The organism is Pseudomonas psychrophila (assembly GCF_001043005.1).
Classification (GTDB): domain Bacteria; phylum Pseudomonadota; class Gammaproteobacteria; order Pseudomonadales; family Pseudomonadaceae; genus Aquipseudomonas; species Aquipseudomonas psychrophila.
On record NZ_JYKZ01000007.1, the window covers coordinates 45,168 to 60,640 of the forward strand.

Here is a 15,473-nt window from a genome sequence, read left to right on the forward strand (position 1 = left end):
GCACTTTTAAATGCTGACAGGCACGCTTGGGCACAAATAGTGATGCTGGACAGCCTCAGCGGCTAATACGGATTTTCTTGTGTGTGACATCACAGACAAAAGTGCCGGTGTCGCCTCGGAGAAAATACAGGGTTGCCCTGTAAAAAGCAGAAGGGCGCTCGCAGTGCAGATCGCGCAGCTTGCGGTAGGCCCATTTCCATCCACGTTTAGTTGTGGCGCTCATATGCATCTTCCTTGAATGGCATTTGAAACGGAGTGTAACAGTACAATAAAAAATATAACGATGCTGTGCGAATTTTTTAAATGCGTAGCCGACAGATAACCAAAGTGCAACTTTTGTGGTTTGTTTTTAGGGGATTAAGATATAAACATAGTCCAAATTAGCGTTGCACTTATTTAGTGCGTTAAAGAGCCGGTGAGTGGCTCTGTCATCATATTGTCTTTAATCCAGCGTTGTTCCAAATGCTCTGTCAAATAGCCAATAAACGCTTTGACTTTTGGTGTCATGGCTGCGCGATTCTGGACACACGCATAGATATCCAGTGGTTCAGCGTAGGACTCCGTCGATTCGTGGCTGCTTTCCAGCAGCTTCATCAGTCGGCCTGACTCAATAAAGGGAGCCGCTACGAACTCGGCAAGGCGCGCGATCCCGGCGCCGTGGATCGCCATTTGGGTGAGTGCATCGATATCATCGCTGATCGCGGTGAAGTTCAACGCCGCGTAATAGTGTTGGCCCTCCCGGATAAACCCCCAGCGTAGAAAACGTCCGTCCAGCGGGTAGCGAAAGGCCAGACAGGCATGCTTCTGGAGCTCTTCCGGGGTGCGCGGGGAACCGGCTCGGGCCAGATAGGCGGGGGAGGCGCAGATAATAAAAGGGATTGAAGCGATCTTGCGCGCGACGATGCCTTCCTCCAGTTGCGGCTTGATCCGCAGGCTCAGGTCGATACCGTCCTGGATATGATTGATCTTGCCGTCGGTGGTGCACAGTTCAAGGGTCAAACGCGGGTAACGGTCGGCAAAACCTGCGATTAGCGGGGCCAGCACATGCCGCCCGAACGCGGAGGTCGACGCAATGCAAAGCCGCCCTTGAAGTTCAGTTTCTCCAGTGCTGATGGCCATGTGTGCCGACTCAAGGTCAGACGCGATATGTCGAACTCTTTCGTAATAAATCGTGCCGTGCTCGGTGAGCGCCATGCTGCGCGTGGTGCGTTGCAGCAGGCGTGCGCCCAGATGTTCTTCAAGGCGATTGATGGTCTGGCTAACAGCGGCTGCACTGAGTCCCAGATGTTTGGCTGCACCCACGATGGAGCCTGTTTCCACCACTTTGATAAAACTGGTAATTGCGGCTAACAGATTCACGTAGGGTAAGCCCACTCAAGCTATTCGTAAGTTTTTATTTATAAAGTAACTGTGGACTGGCGTCTAGTTGCCTGTTTTTGAACTTGTTAAGGTGCATGACTCCTGAAAATGAAGCCGGACAAGGTTCCTTATGACATCAAAAGTCTCTGCTAATCCCCCGATTTTTAAACGCTTTAAGCTCACTGCTCGCGCTACGCCTTACGTTTTCGCTTTTTACATGTCGACGATCATGGCCTTCCTGATGTCGTTGGTGATTACCGCTGCGAATTCGGGTATTGAGAGCGATTACCTAAGCAATGTGCTGCATGCTTATCAACTGGCAATGCCTGTCGCTTTCCTGTGCATTCTCGTGGTGCGGCCGATTGTCATGAGGTTGGTGTCGCTCACGGTTCACCCGCACCGTTAGTCCAAAAAAGCTTTATGTGACCTGCGGCAAGGGCGCGATGGAAAAAGGCTGCTTAACTGGTTCAGTGTTTTAGGGGCGGCCACGCAGGGTGCACCTGAGTGGCCGTTGCTGATGATTTTTGATCAGGTAAAGGAAGGCCATCATGAAAGCGCTCACTTATCTGGGGCCTGGCAAAAAAGCCTGGGCTGACATTCCTCAACCGGTCATCGATAAACCGACCGACGCCATTGTGCGAATACTTCACACCACCATCTGCGGAACTGACTTGCACATCCTCAAGGGCGATGTGCCTGAAGTGACCCATGGCACTGTTCTGGGTCATGAAGGAGTGGGTGTAGTTGAAGCGGTAGGTCCCGCCATACGCAATTTCAAGCCGGGTGATCATGTCCTGATTTCCTGCATCACCTCATGTGGCAGTTGTGCAAATTGTCGTCGTCAGATGTATTCCCATTGCGCCGATGGAGGCTGGATTCTGGGTCACACGATTGACGGAACCCAGGCTGAATATGTGCGCATCCCCCATGCTGACAACAGCCTTTATCCGGTGCCTAAGGGGGCGGACGAAGAAGCGCTGGTGATGCTCAGCGATATTTTGCCAACCGGGTTCGAAATTGGCGTGCTCGCTGGCAAGGTCAAACCGGGTGACAGCGTTGTGATTGTCGGTGCGGGGCCGGTAGGTATGGCGGCACTGCTGACGGCGCAGTTTTACTCTCCGGCCCAGTTGATCATGGTGGATGGTGATACCAACCGACTTGAGGTTGCACAGCGCTTTGGCGCGACGGATGTGATCGATATCACAACCCAAAACGCGGTGGAGCGCATTTTCGAGCTGACCCATGGTGTAGGGGTAGATGTCGCAATCGAAGCAGTGGGTATTCCGGCCTCTTTCGATACGTGCCAATCGGTTATCGCCCCTGGCGGCAGCATCGCAAACGTGGGGGTTCATGGCAAAAGCGTTGAACTGCATCTCGAAAAACTATGGATCCAGAACGTTACAATCTCGACCGGGCTGGTCAATACCAATACCACCCCCATGCTGATGAAAACCGTTCAATCCGGAAAAATCGATGCCGGACAGTTGATTACTCACCGTTTTGCGCTGTCCGACATTCTCCAGGCTTATGAGGTTTTCGGGAACGCGGCAAAAGAGAAGGCCATGAAGGTCATTCTTTCTCAATAGGCTGGCACCGTAATCGCTTCGATGTAATCGAAGCGGTTACGAGAGGCTTCACATCAGTAGCGGATTTATAGATTAAATGACGCGGGCATTACTACGCCTGGTGTTTTACCCGGGCCATAAAGCGCGGTGTATTAAATGATGTTTTCATGTCGATCAGTCTGCTGTTTTTTTGACAGGCATAACATCCACTACTATGTTTTCTGCGGCACAACACATGTTATTGAATCTTTGACAATAGGGATATTTGCATATGAAGAAGCACATTCTGTTAGTGGGCGCTTTGGGTCTGGCTGCACTGTCAACCTTGGCACAGGCCGAAACCAAACAGCCCGTCGCACAATGGACGTGCGCGGATTTCCTGGCCGTGGATGAAAGCTTCCAGCCGACCGCGGTTGGTCTGGGTGAAGCCATCAACAAGAAGGGCAAAGTTGAAGATGCGGTACTGGACGTGGACGGTATCGCAAAAATCACGCCTCTGGTCGTGACCGCCTGCAAGGAAACCCCGAAAGACTCCTTCGTCTCCAAACTCAAGTCTGAGTGGGACAAAGTCAAAAAAGACGTGTAACCCGCGCCTGGCCTGTACTTCACAAGAGTACAGGCTACTTTTCTGCACGTCGGGCACTAATGTGGCCAAAAACATCCCCGCCTTTGTGAATTTCCTGCGCCGTAAACCCTCTACATAAAGACAGGCCTGCCTTGCTGGTCGGAAGGGCGTAGTAGACTACGCTGGTTTATCTATATCTGTGGGGAACCCTATGTTAATCAAGTCATTAGCCGAGCTTGATCGTATTCGTGATGAATGCAGGTCCATGGTCACCAAGCGCTCGGCAGTTTCTGCAGGTGTGGCTGCAATCCCGATACCCGGACTCGATATAGGTACCGATGTCGCCCTGCTGGTTGAAATGCTGCCGGCGATCAACAGCAAATTCGGCCTGACTCCACACCAGATCGAGCAGATGGACTCACGGTCCAAGCGCTTGATCGTCGTAGCGGTCACCGGTATTGGCAGTGAAGTCATCGGTAAATTCATCAGTCGAACCCTGGTCATGTCACTGGTGCGCAAGATGGGTGCAAAAGTGGCCACCAAATCAGTGATTCGCTTTGTCCCGTTTGTCGGGCAGGCCGTGGCTGCAACCATCAGTTTTGGTGTGATGAAGCTGGTCGGTAATGGCCATATCGAGGATTGCTACCAAGTTTGCCGCGAAGCACTTCTGGCACAAGCGAGGGAGTCCACGGTGATCGAGATTGGCCCTGAAATCGATGCCTGACACGTTTTGTTAACTTTGAAACCGAACCTGTTACGCGTATGGCCATCAAAGCTTCAGGTCGCGCAAAAGCGGAGGACGTGATGAAAGGTGTTAGATCCAGTCTGTTTTTTCTATTGATGGGGGGCGTGCTTGCCTTTCAGGCGCAGGCTCAAACGCTTTCGAGCACAGCGGACCGCTCAACGCTCCCGGCCCATGCTGAGTTGATGGCTCAAAACACCACGCCCGCCAATACGCCGCCCGCCAACAATCCCATCCGTCGCATTAACCCCAACAGCCGCCAGGGCACGGGGCCTTCTGTGCCTGGCGCAACAGGCCCCTCGACAACACCCGTGCTGCGAACCCCTTCTATAGATAACGGCAAAATAGGGAATGGCTATCCGCGTAGCCAGACACCTCCCAAAACAGTCAAACCCACAGCACCGTCGTTACAGCCCAGAGACAAACCTTAATAGAACAAGGATTAGCTAATGTTGAGAAAAACCTTGCTGGCCACGCTGTGTGCCACTTCGCTACTCAATATTGCGTTCATGGCCCATGCCGATGCGCAGAAGACGTTTACCTCCGAGTCTGGAACAGTCACCGCAACCCCTGTCGTAGAGGGGCTAGATCATCCTTGGGCGTTGGCTTTTTTGCCTGATAGACAGGGCATGCTCATCACCGAACGGCCTGGCAATCTTCGTGTCGTGAGCCCTGATGGCAAGCTGTCCGCGCCGATTTCGGGAGTGCCGCAGGTGTGGGCCAAAGGGCAGGGCGGCTTGTTAGATGTGGTGTTGTCGCCCAGCTTTGCCGAAGACCGTTTGGTGTATTTGTCTTATGCAGAAGGCGGTGAAGACGGCAAAGCGGGAACCGCCGTCGGCCGTGGACGCTTGTCGGATGATTTGACCCGATTGAGCAACTTTGAAGTGATCTTTCGCCAGGAACCCAAACTCTCAACCGGCAATCACTTTGGTTCGCGTCTGGTATTCGACCGCGACGGCTATCTGTTTATTGCCCTTGGGGAAAACAACCAGCGTCCGACGTCACAGGATCTGGACAAGCTACAGGGCAAAATTGCGCGGATTTACCCTGACGGGCGTATTCCCAGCGATAACCCTTTTGTGGGGCAGAAGAATGTGAGACCGGAAATCTGGTCATACGGCCATCGCAATCAACAAGGCGCAACGCTGAACCCCTGGACGGGCACGTTGTGGACCCATGAACACGGCCCCAAAGGAGGTGACGAGATCAACCTGATTGAGCGTGGCAAGAACTACGGCTGGCCGCTGGCAACCCACGGCATTGACTACTCGTCAAAACCTATCTCCGAAGCTCAGGGTAAAACCCTCGAAGGCACGGTGGTGCCGCATCATGTCTGGGAGAAATCCCCCGGCATCAGTGGCATGGCTTTCTACGACTCGGATCGTTTCAAGCCCTGGCAGCACAACCTGTTTATTGGCGCGCTTGCTGATAAAGACCTGATTCGACTGCAACTCAGTGACGGCAAGGTGGTGCATGAGGAACGCCTGCTTGGCGATCTCAAGGCCCGAATCCGCGACGTTCGCCAAGGTCCGGATGGTTACCTGTATGTGTTGACCGATGAGGACGATGGCGTGCTGTATCGGGTTGGGTTGCAATAACCCCAGGCTGTTATTGTGTGGGAGCGGGCAAGCCCGCTCCCTCGCCAAAAAACCTCTGTTTTACTCGGCAACCGCCTGCTTGATTTGCTTGGATGCTGACCAGATCCGGTAACGCACTTCGATATCCTTGGGGACGTAGACCACGATAGGCAGTTTGCTGTTGTAGCGCAGCATAAAGCCATCACCGACCACCGGGACAAACTCGGGATGCGCCTTGCCTTCAGGGCAGGCCATCATTGTGCTCATGGGGCCGGTCACCTTGTTCAGGCGATACATCGGGTAGCCCCAACCCTTGAGGGTTTTTTCCTCCAGCTTGCCGCCCAGACGTTGCTGGTTGCAGTCGACCTGCAATGTCTTGCCAGCAATGATTTGTACTTTGTAATCGTCTTCATTTTTCTGCTTTGGCAGATTAATGACCTGGCGGGTAAAACCCGCTTCGGCTTTAGGGTAGGGGGCGACGTCTTCCAGTTTGGCGGCGTTGGCCACGCTGCACAGCGTACTCAGGGAGATTAAAACGGCTGCGCTGATCACCAGTGGTTTCATGGTGCTTTCCTTAATTCAAAGCTGAATATGTACATCCAGTAGAGTTAAACAACGTGTCTGGATCAAGCTCAGACAACGAATAGTGCATTAAAGTGCAAAACAGACCACTTGGCGTGGATAGATTACTTCGCGCCAATGTCGAACTGCCAGTAAACTGCCTTTTTTCCTCCGAATCATTAATTTCCCGAGGTTTTGCATGACACTCAGTCCTCTTGCGGGCAAACCGGCTCCGGCTCAGTTGCTGGTCGATATTCCGCGACTGGTGACCGCTTATTACACCGGTCAACCCGATGCAGCGATCGCCACCCAGCGTGTCGCCTTTGGTACATCCGGTCACCGCGGCAGCTCGTTCGAGCTGAGCTTCAATGAGTGGCATGTATTGGCCATCAGCCAGGCCATTTGCCTCTACCGTCAGATGAAGGGCATTAATGGTCCGTTGTTTGTCGGCATCGACACTCACGCGCTGTCGACGCCCGCAGGCGCCAGTGCCCTCGAAGTGTTTGCCGCCAATGGCGTCGAAACCATGATCGCCGCTGACGATGAGTACACGCCGACGCCGGCCATCTCTCACGCCATTATCTGTTACAACCGCGGCCGCTCCACCGGGCTGGCAGATGGTGTGGTGATTACGCCTTCGCACAACCCGCCTGAAAGCGGTGGTTTCAAGTACAACCCGCCTAACGGTGGCCCGGCCGATACCGATGTCACCAAATGGATCGAAGCCAAGGCCAACGAACTGCTCGCGGCCAAGTTGGCCGGGGTCAAGCGCGTCAGCTACGAGCAGGCCCTCAACGCCAGCACCACCCACCGTCATGATTACCTGAACACCTATGTGGCCGATCTGAAAAATGTGATCGACATGGACATCCTGCGCGGCGCCAACTTGCGCCTGGGCGTTGACCCATTGGGTGGCGCCGGTGTCCATTACTGGTCCGCGATCGGCGAACACTACGGCCTGAACCTGGAAGTAGTGAACACCACAGTCGATCCGACCTTCCGCTTCATGTGCGTCGACTGGGATGGCCGGATCCGCATGGACCCGTCTTCCAGCTATGCCATGCAGGGGCTGATCGGGCTTAAAGAGCGTTTCGATGTGGCTTTCGCCTGTGACCCGGATCACGACCGCCACGGAATTGTTACGCCATCAGGCGGCCTGTTGGCGCCCAACAACTACCTTGCGGTGTCCATCGACTATCTGTTCCAGAACCGCCCGCAATGGCGTTCTGATGCCGCGGTTGGCAAGACCGTGGTCAGCAGTGGCCTTATTGACCGCGTGGCTGCACGCCTGGATCGTCGTTTGTACGAAGTCCCGGTGGGCTTCAAGTGGTTTGCCGATGGCCTGTTCGAAGGCTCGCTGGGTTTTGGCGGCGAAGAAAGTGCCGGTGCCTCGTTCCTGCGACTGGACGGCAGCGTCTGGTCGACTGACAAGGACGGTCTGATCCCATCGCTACTGGCCGCAGAAATGACCGCTCGAACGGGTCGCGATCCGTCCCAGCTGTACCAGAAAATGACCGAAGACCTCGGCCTTCCGTTCTCGACCCGTGTCGATGCCAAGGCAACCCCTCAGCAAAAAGCGCTGCTGGGCAAGTTGTCCCCCGAGCAAGTCAAGTCGACAAGCCTGGCCGGCGAAGCCATTACTCAAATTCTCAGCCATGCCCCGGGCAACAATCAGGCAATCGGCGGACTGAAGGTAATGACCGAAAACGGCTGGTTCGCTGCTCGCCCCTCGGGCACTGAAGACATCTACAAAATCTACGCCGAAAGCTTTATCGGCGACGAGCATCTGAGTCGTCTGGTTGAGGAAGCTCAAGTGCTGGTAGACACCGCCATCGCGTAACACCCGCCAAAAAAAGCCTGACCCCGCAATGGGGTCAGGCTGATTTATGGAGCGCTGACAGCTATCAGGCCTTCGCGTTGAGTTGCACCACTTGTTGCATGTTTTCGTTGCAGTCACGGGCCTGCTGGAGCATGGCTTCGAACGGCGCGCTCATGATCTCGTCATGACTCAACCAGCTGTGTTTTTGCGTGACGGAGTAGAGGTAGCGGTATTCATTCTTGCTGCGTTTTCCACTCAGCTCCATGTCAAACCACGGTGAGTTTACCTTGCAGGTTTTGATGTCCTTGCCGACCCTGGCGCCCGACAACGTGATGTCGTAGGTCATTTTCTCCGGATCCGCCATATACAAATCAGCCAGTTGCCCGGTGCGGCGATAGTTCATCAGGGTATCCCAGCGATCGCTCATGAAGGCTGGCTTGTAGATGTGCTGCCCGGACAGGTTTTCCAGTGAGCGCAGGTTCGTCAGCGTGGCGTGGACCCTGTAACGCTCAGGTACCACAAAGCCGGTGTTCTCACGGGTGATCTTGCAGTCGCTGATTTCCTTGCCGAAGTGATTGCACAGGTTCAAATCGGTGGCGGAAACCCCCGAATCAGTGTCGGCGTAACTGAGTTGCATCAGCGTCATCTGGCCCATTGCGATTTCAGCGGTTGTGCGTGCCTGGCCCTCACGATTGAAGTGTTCGTACTTCTTCACCTCCATGCTCAGGCTCGGTTGTTCTTCAGGGATGTGATCCTCACTCACCTTGCCATCGGCCCCGATGACCAACGCCCAGCGATTCTGGATGTCTGGCATGCTGCGGCCCGGCAAGAACACAGGGTTGGTCGGATCAAGCCACCAGACCTGACCATCGACTTCGGCCCGAACGATTGCGTGATTTGCAGCGCTGGTACCCGGCAATAACAGGCCCATCGGGTTGGTGCCCCGGCTGACCCAGGAGGTGTGGGCATTGATGCCGCTGGCCTTCAACATGGCCGTCAGCAGAACAGACAGGTCCTTGCAGTCGCCGTAGCCGCGGTCTTCGATTTCACTCAGGGTGAACGGCACATAACCGCGATCAGTGGCCCGCCAGTCGCCCATGTAGCGGTACTGATCATGAATGTACTGCATCAACCCGGATACTTGCTGGGCAGGCGGCAAATTCTTGAGCCCTGACACAGTTTTGGCGGCGCTCGCCGGCAGCCTGGCTGACACAATGTCGTTGTAGCGTTTGGCGAGGCTGCCAAAGTGATCCTGCACCTGGCTGGAACTGCCGATTTCAACCCGTGGTATCTGGCGGATGTAGGCGTTTCCGGCTTCATTGATGTAGTTCACGAAGAGCGGCTTTTTCTGCTCGATCACCAGGGTCTTGTTGTCGGCTGACGGGGTGAATGTGAAGTTTTCCATCAGTTCGCTGCGCCACACAATCGGCTGCTCAGCGGTAAACGTCGTTTTGAAAGCGTCCGAGCGGGCAGGGGACGGGCCGAACGTCATGAGGTAATGGAAGTGCTCCATCAGGGGTTTTGCCATCGTATGCTCGCGTACGGTGTAAGTGAGCCGGGTGCCGATGCGCAGGTTCGGGAATGCAATCGAGGTCTGACTGGCCCGCAAGAAACCTTTATCCGGGTTAGGCGCCATGCGCGTGTCAATTTGCGATTGGGCCAGTGCCACCGGCTTGGCGCCGGGTTGTGTCGATTGAGCGTCGATGATCTCCAGTTGATCCGTTTCTGGGAAGCTGAAGTCGATGCGAGACAGCATCTCCCTACCGTTGTTGGTGAGGATGGTGTAACGGTAGGTCGTGGTGCAATCGGTGCTGGTGTCTTTGTTGAAATGGCAGGTTCTCTGCGTTTCACCCGCCAAGGCTGCCTCTGACTCTGGTTGCAATGCCGCAAAAGACGGCAGGCTGATGATCCCCAATGTTGCGCAAATCAATGATTTGCTGAAAGTAAAGCGGTGCATGAGCGCCTCAGGTTATTCCCTTAAAAACAGCACCCTGCGACGTTTTATTTATCTTGATATGGAGTTGGAGGGTGCTGCGCGAACGGCGGATGATAATCGATCGCAACTGTATTTTCTACATTGTCGAACAATTAGCCGCGCTGAAAGGCCCGCGCTAGAGCATCTCACCTGCGTTTCAGGCGGCGGGAAGGGGCTGGCAGACATCGACCCATTGCGCGTTGACCAGTTCAGCCATGCGCGTTGGGCAGATTTTGACGGCGGTGTGAGTGGCCCCTGCTGCGGGCATGACTTCGGTAAAACTTTGCAGGGAAATGTCACAGTAAACAGGTAGCTCAGTGGCCAGACCAAAAGGGCAGACGCCACCCACGGGGTGACTGGTGAGTGCCACGACCGTTTCGGCATCCAGCATTTTGGCTTTGCTGCCCAATGCGTCCTTTATTTTTTTATTGTCGATGCGGGCATCGCCCCGGGCCACCAGCAATACATTGCGTTCGCCGACCCGAAAGGCCAGTGTTTTGGCAATTTGACCGGGCTCAACACCGTGGGCCTCGGCGGCCAGTGCGACGGTGGCCGTGCTCGTGGCCAATTCGATGATGTGCAGGTCGGGGGCGTTGGCGTGAAAAAATGCGCGTACGGATTCAAGGCTCATCAGGCTCGGCTCTTTAGGCAAAAGCCTGAATCTAGAGAAGCCGATGACGCACTGTCAATGCGCCACCGGTGATGAAACGGTTAAATATCCAGAATGATCTTGCCGAAATGCTGGTTGGTTTCCTGGTATTTGAACGCCTCAACCATGTCGGTCAGGGGGAAATGACGATCAATAACCGGGCGCATGCCGTTGGCATTGATTGCGCGAACCATATCCTGCTGCTGGCTGCGACTGCCTACCAATACACCTTGCAGGCGTACTTGCTTGATCAGCATCGGCACAAAGTTCATCGCGCCGCTGACACCGCTGAGGATGCCAATGATCGAGATATGCCCGCCGACCCGAATGGCAATCATTGACTGTTCCAGGGTCGCCGGGCCGCCGACTTCAATGATGTGATCAACACCACGGCCGCCGGTGAGACCCAGGGCCGTTTCGCCCCAGAGCGGGTCTTTGCGGTAGTTGATGACATGGTCTGCGCCCATGGCCTTGAGGCGTTCCAGTTTCTCGTCGCTGGAGGAGGTCGCGATCACCGTGGCACCGGCCATTTTGGCGAATTGCAGGGCAAAAATCGAAACGCCACCTGTGCCTTGTATCAGTACCGTGTCACCTGGCTTGAGGGAGTCATCGGCCATCAGCGCGCGCCACGCTGTCAGGCCTGCCGTGGTCAGGGTCGCCGCCTCTGCGTGGCTCCAGCCGGTGGGTGCCAGCGTGAACGATGTGGCTTTGGCGGTCACTTGCTCGCGGGCATAACCGTCGATGCCATCGCCGGGTACGGTGACGAAACCTTCAACCAGCGGCGTGCCGTCGATCCATTCCGGGAAGAAGGTACTGACCACCGAATCGCCAACCTTGAACTCGCTGACATCTGCGCCTACGGCAATCACTTCACCTGCGCCATCGGCCATGGGGATACGCTTTTCGCTGGGTCCCCACATACCGCTTACAACTGCGTAATCATGATAATTCAATGAATTAGCGCGTAAACCTACAGTGATTTCACCACGGGCCGGCGCACTGACTTCGCTGCTGCCAACGACTACATTGTGATAACCGCCGCCAGGTTGGACGAAGATAGTTTTAGTGCTCATGGGGCTTCCTCATGTTTTTACATTGCGCGAAATAACGAAATGTAAGGGTAAAAATTACAACTCGATTTTTAGCCTAGCTGCAAAGTCATCGATCGCCTGTTCATTGCGCCGATAGTAGGTCCACTTACCGATGCGTGTGGTCAGGACAAAACCGGCGCGTTGCAAAATGGCCAGGTGTGCTGAAGCTGTAGAAGGGGACAGCCCGGCCTTGTGTTGCAAATGGGTAACGCACACGCCAATTGCAGGATCACCGTGATCCTGAGGCGGAAAATTACTGAGCGGGTCTTTGAGCCACTCCATCATTTGCATGCGAGTGTCATTACCCAGGGCTTTGAGCTGTTCAAGAATCATAGGGGGCGATATTACGCTTTTTTCCGAAATGTTCAACCGGCGTTATGCCATCGCGGGCAAGCCCGGCTCCCACAGCGCCGTGTTGTTCACTAATGCTCAACCTGACAGGTGAACTGTGGGAGCGGGTTTGCTCGCGATTCAGGCAATGGGGTTTACCTGAAACACCGTGGTAATTAGGCCCCGTTCCCCTGTAAACACGCCCCGCGACAACCGGCCGCACGTAGGGCGGATGTTTTGCAATTGCGGGATCAATCCTGTATTTGTTGCGCCATTGAGCCCAGGCTCGTCTGTTTTTTGAATCTGCCCATCAGGAACCATGATGCCTAACCAGTTCCCCGCCGTACGTCCGCGCCGCCTGCGCCGTTCCCAGACCCTTCGAGACATGTTCCAGGAAACCGAATTCAGCCTGAACGATCTGGTGCTGCCGATTTTCGTCGAAGAAGAGATCGACGACTTCGTGCCCATCACCAGCATGCCGGGCGTGATGCGGATACCTGAGTCGAAACTGGCCGGTGAAATCGAGCGTTATGCCCGTGCGGGTATCAAGTCGGTGATGCTGTTCGGTGTTTCCCACCATCTGGACGCAACCGGCAGCGATGCCATGCGTGAAGACGGGCTGGTGTCGCGTATGGTGCGCATCAGCAAGGATGCTGCCCCCGATATGGTCGTCATGAGCGACACCTGCTTCTGCGAGTACACCTCCCACGGGCATTGCGGCGTGATGCACGACCATGGTGTCGATAATGACGCGACCCTGATCAACCTGGGTAAACAGGCTGTAGCGGCTGCCGCTGCAGGTGCGGACTTTATCTCGCCATCCGCCGCTATGGACGGTCAGGTGCAGGCCATTCGCAGTGCGCTGGACGGTGCCGGGTTTATCGACACCTCGATCATGGCGTACTCCACCAAATTCGCGTCGGCACTCTACGGTCCCTTCCGTGAGGCCGGTGGCAGCGCCCTCAAAGGTGATCGCAAGTCGTATCAGATGAACCCCATGAACCGTCGTGAAGCCATTCGTGAGTCCTTGCTGGACGAGCAAGAGGGCGCGGACGTGCTGATGGTCAAGCCCGCCGGTGCTTACCTGGACATCATTCGCGATATCCGCCAGGCCTCGCACCTGCCTTTGGCGGCTTATCAAGTCAGCGGTGAGTACGCAATGATCAAGTTTGGCGCCCAGGCTGGTGCCATCGACGAAGCACGTGTGGTGCGTGAAAGCCTGGGTTCGATCAAGCGCGCCGGTGCCGACATGATCTTGACCTACTTTGCAATGGATCTGGCCTTGCAGGGGATCTAAGCTGCATGCGGCAAGTCCAGAGTGAACGCTTTTGCTCTGGACTAACCCCACAAAAGGAATTTACCCATGCCAGACGCTCGACTCGAACGCATCCTGATCACCAACGACGACGGCATCGACGCTCCGGGCCTTGCAGTGCTGGAGGCAGTGGCCCACGAGTTGGCGGACGAAGTCTGGGTGGTAGCACCGGATCATGACCAAAGCGGCATTTCCACGGCTATCAGCATTCATCACCCATTGCGCGTAACCAAGCGCGGTGAACGGCGGTTTTCAGTGTCCGGCACACCTGCAGACTGTGTCGCAATGGCCTTGCAGCAGTTGATGGACAAACCACCACAGTTGCTGCTCTCCGGTATCAACAAAGGTGCCAACCTGGGAGTTGAAACGCTGTTTTCCGGCACCGTAGGGGCTGCCATGACCGGTTTGCTGATGGGGGTACCGTCCATAGCCTTGAGCCAGTACTTTACCCGTCGCAGCTTTGTGCGCTGGGATACGGCTCGCGCTCTGGCCCCCGGTGTGATCCGTCAGTTGCTGGGCAAGGGCTGGGAGCAATCGGCGTGCCTGAATATCAATTTTCCGGACGTTCCGGCGGATGAAGCCGGGCCGATACAAATCACTCGCCAGGGCGCCGGTCGCATGGACGGTGTGGAGGCAATCGAGCGCACCGATTTTCGTGAGGCCAAGTATTACTGGCTCAGTATCACTCGCCATCAACACCCGGAAGCGGTCGACACTGAAACCCAGGTAGTCACCCAGGGCGGGATTTCAGTCACGCCACTGGAGTTTGATCGCACTGCCGTTAGCTTGCGTGAGCAGCTGCGTACAGCGCTTAACGCTGTTTAAGCCCAATGCTCCGGGTCATCGACGATGGCCTGGTGCCCTTCAAGCACTTTCGGTATTTCCTGCTTGAGAAACTCGACCCAGGTTTTGACCTTGGCATCCAGAAAACGCCGGGACGGGTAGAGGGCGTAGATATTTTTTTCATGCAGTCGATACCGGGGCAGCAGGCGTACCAAAGAGCCACGCTGATAAGAGCCAACGGCCACATAGTCGGGCAGCAGGCACACTCCAAGGCCTGCCTCGGCCGCTTGCGCCATCGCTTCAGCCACGTTCACCTGGAATACGTTGCCGGGGCGGATCACTTGCTCGCCTTGAGCGTCGCGAAAGGTCCAGCTGTCGGTAAACAGCGGGTCAACCAGGTGCAGACAGCGGTGTTCATGCAGATCGTCCGGGTTTTTCGGAACTTCCCGTCCTTTCAGGTAGGAAGGCGCGGCACTGATCACGCTGAAGATACTGCCCAGCGGTTGGCCGATCAGTTCTGAATCCGGCAGGTTGGCAGACAGCGTAATGACCACGTCATGGCCTTCTTCCAGCAAGTCCGGTTGGCGTTGAGACAGGGTCAAATCAACGTTGACCTGCGGGTAAAGCTCTGTGTAACGAGCCACCAGCGGCGCCAGCAACTGGATGCCCAAACCGGTAGTGGACTGAACCCTTAGATGCCCGCGTGGGATCAAGTGCGCTCCTGCCGCCTCGGCATTGGCGTCTTCGATTTCTCCTAGGATCATTCGGCAGCGTTCCAGATAGCGCGCCCCGACCTCCGTCAGCGCCAGGCGTCGCGTGCTGCGTTGCAACAGTCGGGCTTGCAGTGAAGACTCCAGCTCAGACAGCAAGCGCGAGGTTTGCGCCGTGGAATATCCCAACGCTTGCGCCGCAGCGGTAAAGCTGCCCGTTTCGACGACGCGCACGAACACTCGCATTGCCTGAAAAATATCCATCCTGATTATTACCCCACACGTAAGCGTGTTTTTTCGTGGCGGCAATAATTACACAGACTACGGACGTATGCCTTCGTGAAATAGGTATTTGTCGAAGACATCGTCAGTCTATGCAGCTGTTTTCTTTATCTTTTGTAAGCAAACTCTGATAAATGAGTAGGAATCCAT

At 55.4% G+C, this 15,473-nt stretch carries 16 protein-coding genes; 8 read left to right on the forward strand and 8 right to left on the reverse strand.

Features of this window, described 5'->3' with window-relative positions; genetic code table 11:
* Positions 1-55: 55 nt before the first annotated feature.
* Positions 56-223, reverse strand: a complete 168-nt coding sequence (locus TU76_RS25410) for a hypothetical protein (protein WP_162837096.1) — start codon at positions 221-223, stop codon at positions 56-58.
* 173 nt (positions 224-396) lie between these two features.
* On the reverse strand, positions 397-1,359 hold the full coding sequence (locus tag TU76_RS16270; protein ID WP_048352106.1) for a LysR family transcriptional regulator: 963 nt from the start codon (positions 1,357-1,359) through the stop codon (positions 397-399).
* Positions 1,360-1,489: 130 nt separating this feature from the next.
* Here TU76_RS16270 and TU76_RS16275 point away from each other — a divergent pair, with 130 nt between their 5' ends.
* From TU76_RS16275 to TU76_RS16295, 5 genes are all read left to right on the forward strand, one after another.
* Positions 1,490-1,765, forward strand: a complete 276-nt coding sequence (locus TU76_RS16275) for a DUF2798 domain-containing protein (protein ID WP_048352107.1) — start codon at positions 1,490-1,492, stop codon at positions 1,763-1,765.
* A gap of 142 nt (positions 1,766-1,907) precedes the next feature.
* On the forward strand, positions 1,908-2,945 hold the full coding sequence (locus tag TU76_RS16280; RefSeq protein WP_019822808.1) for a zinc-dependent alcohol dehydrogenase family protein: 1,038 nt from the start codon (positions 1,908-1,910) through the stop codon (positions 2,943-2,945).
* Positions 2,946-3,195: 250 nt separating this feature from the next.
* On the forward strand, positions 3,196-3,510 hold the full coding sequence (gene hdeA / locus TU76_RS16285; RefSeq protein ID WP_019822807.1) for an acid-activated periplasmic chaperone HdeA: 315 nt from the start codon (positions 3,196-3,198) through the stop codon (positions 3,508-3,510).
* 244 nt (positions 3,511-3,754) lie between these two features.
* Complete coding sequence (locus TU76_RS16290; RefSeq protein ID WP_019822805.1) at positions 3,755-4,213, forward strand: hypothetical protein; 459 nt, start codon at positions 3,755-3,757, stop codon at positions 4,211-4,213.
* 527 nt (positions 4,214-4,740) lie between these two features.
* Positions 4,741-5,829, forward strand: a complete 1,089-nt coding sequence (locus TU76_RS16295) for a PQQ-dependent sugar dehydrogenase (RefSeq protein WP_231984402.1) — start codon at positions 4,741-4,743, stop codon at positions 5,827-5,829.
* Between the two features lie 60 nt (positions 5,830-5,889).
* Here TU76_RS16295 and eco read toward each other — a convergent pair whose 3' ends face one another.
* Positions 5,890-6,372 carry a serine protease inhibitor ecotin gene (eco, locus tag TU76_RS16300; RefSeq protein ID WP_019822802.1) on the reverse strand — a complete coding sequence of 161 codons (483 nt, stop codon included), beginning with the start codon at positions 6,370-6,372 and terminating at the stop codon, positions 5,890-5,892.
* A 196-nt stretch (positions 6,373-6,568) separates the two neighbouring features.
* On the opposite strand from eco, the gene pgm reads away from it, so the two are divergent.
* Entirely contained in the window at positions 6,569-8,209 is a 1,641-nt protein-coding gene (pgm, locus tag TU76_RS16305; RefSeq protein WP_019822800.1) for a phosphoglucomutase (alpha-D-glucose-1,6-bisphosphate-dependent), read from the forward strand.
* Positions 8,210-8,273: 64 nt separating this feature from the next.
* Here the strand turns inward: pgm and TU76_RS16310 are convergent, their stop codons facing one another.
* The 4 genes from TU76_RS16310 to TU76_RS16325 form a co-directional block, all read right to left on the reverse strand.
* Positions 8,274-10,145, reverse strand: coding sequence for a DUF3857 domain-containing transglutaminase family protein (locus TU76_RS16310; RefSeq protein ID WP_019822798.1), 1,872 nt, complete (start codon positions 10,143-10,145; stop codon positions 8,274-8,276).
* Positions 10,146-10,320: 175 nt separating this feature from the next.
* Entirely contained in the window at positions 10,321-10,794 is a 474-nt protein-coding gene (locus tag TU76_RS16315; RefSeq protein WP_019822796.1) for a YbaK/EbsC family protein, read from the reverse strand.
* An 80-nt stretch (positions 10,795-10,874) separates the two neighbouring features.
* Positions 10,875-11,885 carry a zinc-dependent alcohol dehydrogenase family protein gene (locus TU76_RS16320; protein WP_048352108.1) on the reverse strand — a complete coding sequence of 337 codons (1,011 nt, stop codon included), beginning with the start codon at positions 11,883-11,885 and terminating at the stop codon, positions 10,875-10,877.
* 54 nt (positions 11,886-11,939) lie between these two features.
* Positions 11,940-12,236, reverse strand: a complete 297-nt coding sequence (locus tag TU76_RS16325) for an ArsR/SmtB family transcription factor (protein ID WP_019822791.1) — start codon at positions 12,234-12,236, stop codon at positions 11,940-11,942.
* Positions 12,237-12,555: 319 nt separating this feature from the next.
* Between TU76_RS16325 and hemB the strand changes: the two genes are divergently transcribed.
* Together hemB and surE are read left to right on the forward strand one after the other, a co-directional pair.
* Positions 12,556-13,530, forward strand: a complete 975-nt coding sequence (hemB, locus tag TU76_RS16330; RefSeq protein ID WP_019822789.1) for a porphobilinogen synthase — start codon at positions 12,556-12,558, stop codon at positions 13,528-13,530.
* A 66-nt stretch (positions 13,531-13,596) separates the two neighbouring features.
* The gene (gene surE / locus TU76_RS16335) at positions 13,597-14,373 is read left to right on the forward strand and encodes a 5'/3'-nucleotidase SurE (RefSeq protein ID WP_019822787.1); all 777 of its coding nucleotides are present in this window, start codon (positions 13,597-13,599) and stop codon (positions 14,371-14,373) included.
* Here surE and TU76_RS16340 read toward each other — a convergent pair.
* The gene (locus TU76_RS16340; protein ID WP_019822785.1) at positions 14,370-15,305 is read right to left on the reverse strand and encodes a LysR family transcriptional regulator; all 936 of its coding nucleotides are present in this window, start codon (positions 15,303-15,305) and stop codon (positions 14,370-14,372) included. The two genes, surE and TU76_RS16340, sit on opposite strands and share 4 nt — an antisense overlap.
* Between the last annotated feature and the right edge of the window lie 168 nt (positions 15,306-15,473).

Excerpts from the sequence above, each read along its gene's own strand:
- eco (WP_019822802.1), bottom strand. The coding sequence starts at position 6,372 with ATGAAACCACTGGTGATCAGCGCAGCCGTTTTAATCTCCCTGAGTACG.
- TU76_RS16280 (WP_019822808.1), top strand. The coding sequence starts at position 1,908 with ATGAAAGCGCTCACTTATCTGGGGCCTGGCAAAAAAGCCTGGGCTGAC.
- TU76_RS16320 (WP_048352108.1), bottom strand. The coding sequence starts at position 11,885 with ATGAGCACTAAAACTATCTTCGTCCAACCTGGCGGCGGTTATCACAAT.
- pgm (WP_019822800.1), top strand. The coding sequence starts at position 6,569 with ATGACACTCAGTCCTCTTGCGGGCAAACCGGCTCCGGCTCAGTTGCTG.
- hdeA (WP_019822807.1), top strand. The coding sequence starts at position 3,196 with ATGAAGAAGCACATTCTGTTAGTGGGCGCTTTGGGTCTGGCTGCACTG.
- hemB (WP_019822789.1), top strand. The coding sequence starts at position 12,556 with ATGCCTAACCAGTTCCCCGCCGTACGTCCGCGCCGCCTGCGCCGTTCC.
- TU76_RS16275 (WP_048352107.1), top strand. The coding sequence starts at position 1,490 with ATGACATCAAAAGTCTCTGCTAATCCCCCGATTTTTAAACGCTTTAAG.
- TU76_RS16325 (WP_019822791.1), bottom strand. The coding sequence starts at position 12,236 with ATGATTCTTGAACAGCTCAAAGCCCTGGGTAATGACACTCGCATGCAA.
- TU76_RS16290 (WP_019822805.1), top strand. The coding sequence starts at position 3,755 with ATGGTCACCAAGCGCTCGGCAGTTTCTGCAGGTGTGGCTGCAATCCCG.
- TU76_RS16340 (WP_019822785.1), bottom strand. The coding sequence starts at position 15,305 with ATGGATATTTTTCAGGCAATGCGAGTGTTCGTGCGCGTCGTCGAAACG.
- TU76_RS16315 (WP_019822796.1), bottom strand. The coding sequence starts at position 10,794 with ATGAGCCTTGAATCCGTACGCGCATTTTTTCACGCCAACGCCCCCGAC.
- TU76_RS25410 (WP_162837096.1), bottom strand. The coding sequence starts at position 223 with ATGAGCGCCACAACTAAACGTGGATGGAAATGGGCCTACCGCAAGCTG.
- TU76_RS16295 (WP_231984402.1), top strand. The coding sequence starts at position 4,741 with ATGGCCCATGCCGATGCGCAGAAGACGTTTACCTCCGAGTCTGGAACA.
- TU76_RS16310 (WP_019822798.1), bottom strand. The coding sequence starts at position 10,145 with ATGCACCGCTTTACTTTCAGCAAATCATTGATTTGCGCAACATTGGGG.
- surE (WP_019822787.1), top strand. The coding sequence starts at position 13,597 with ATGCCAGACGCTCGACTCGAACGCATCCTGATCACCAACGACGACGGC.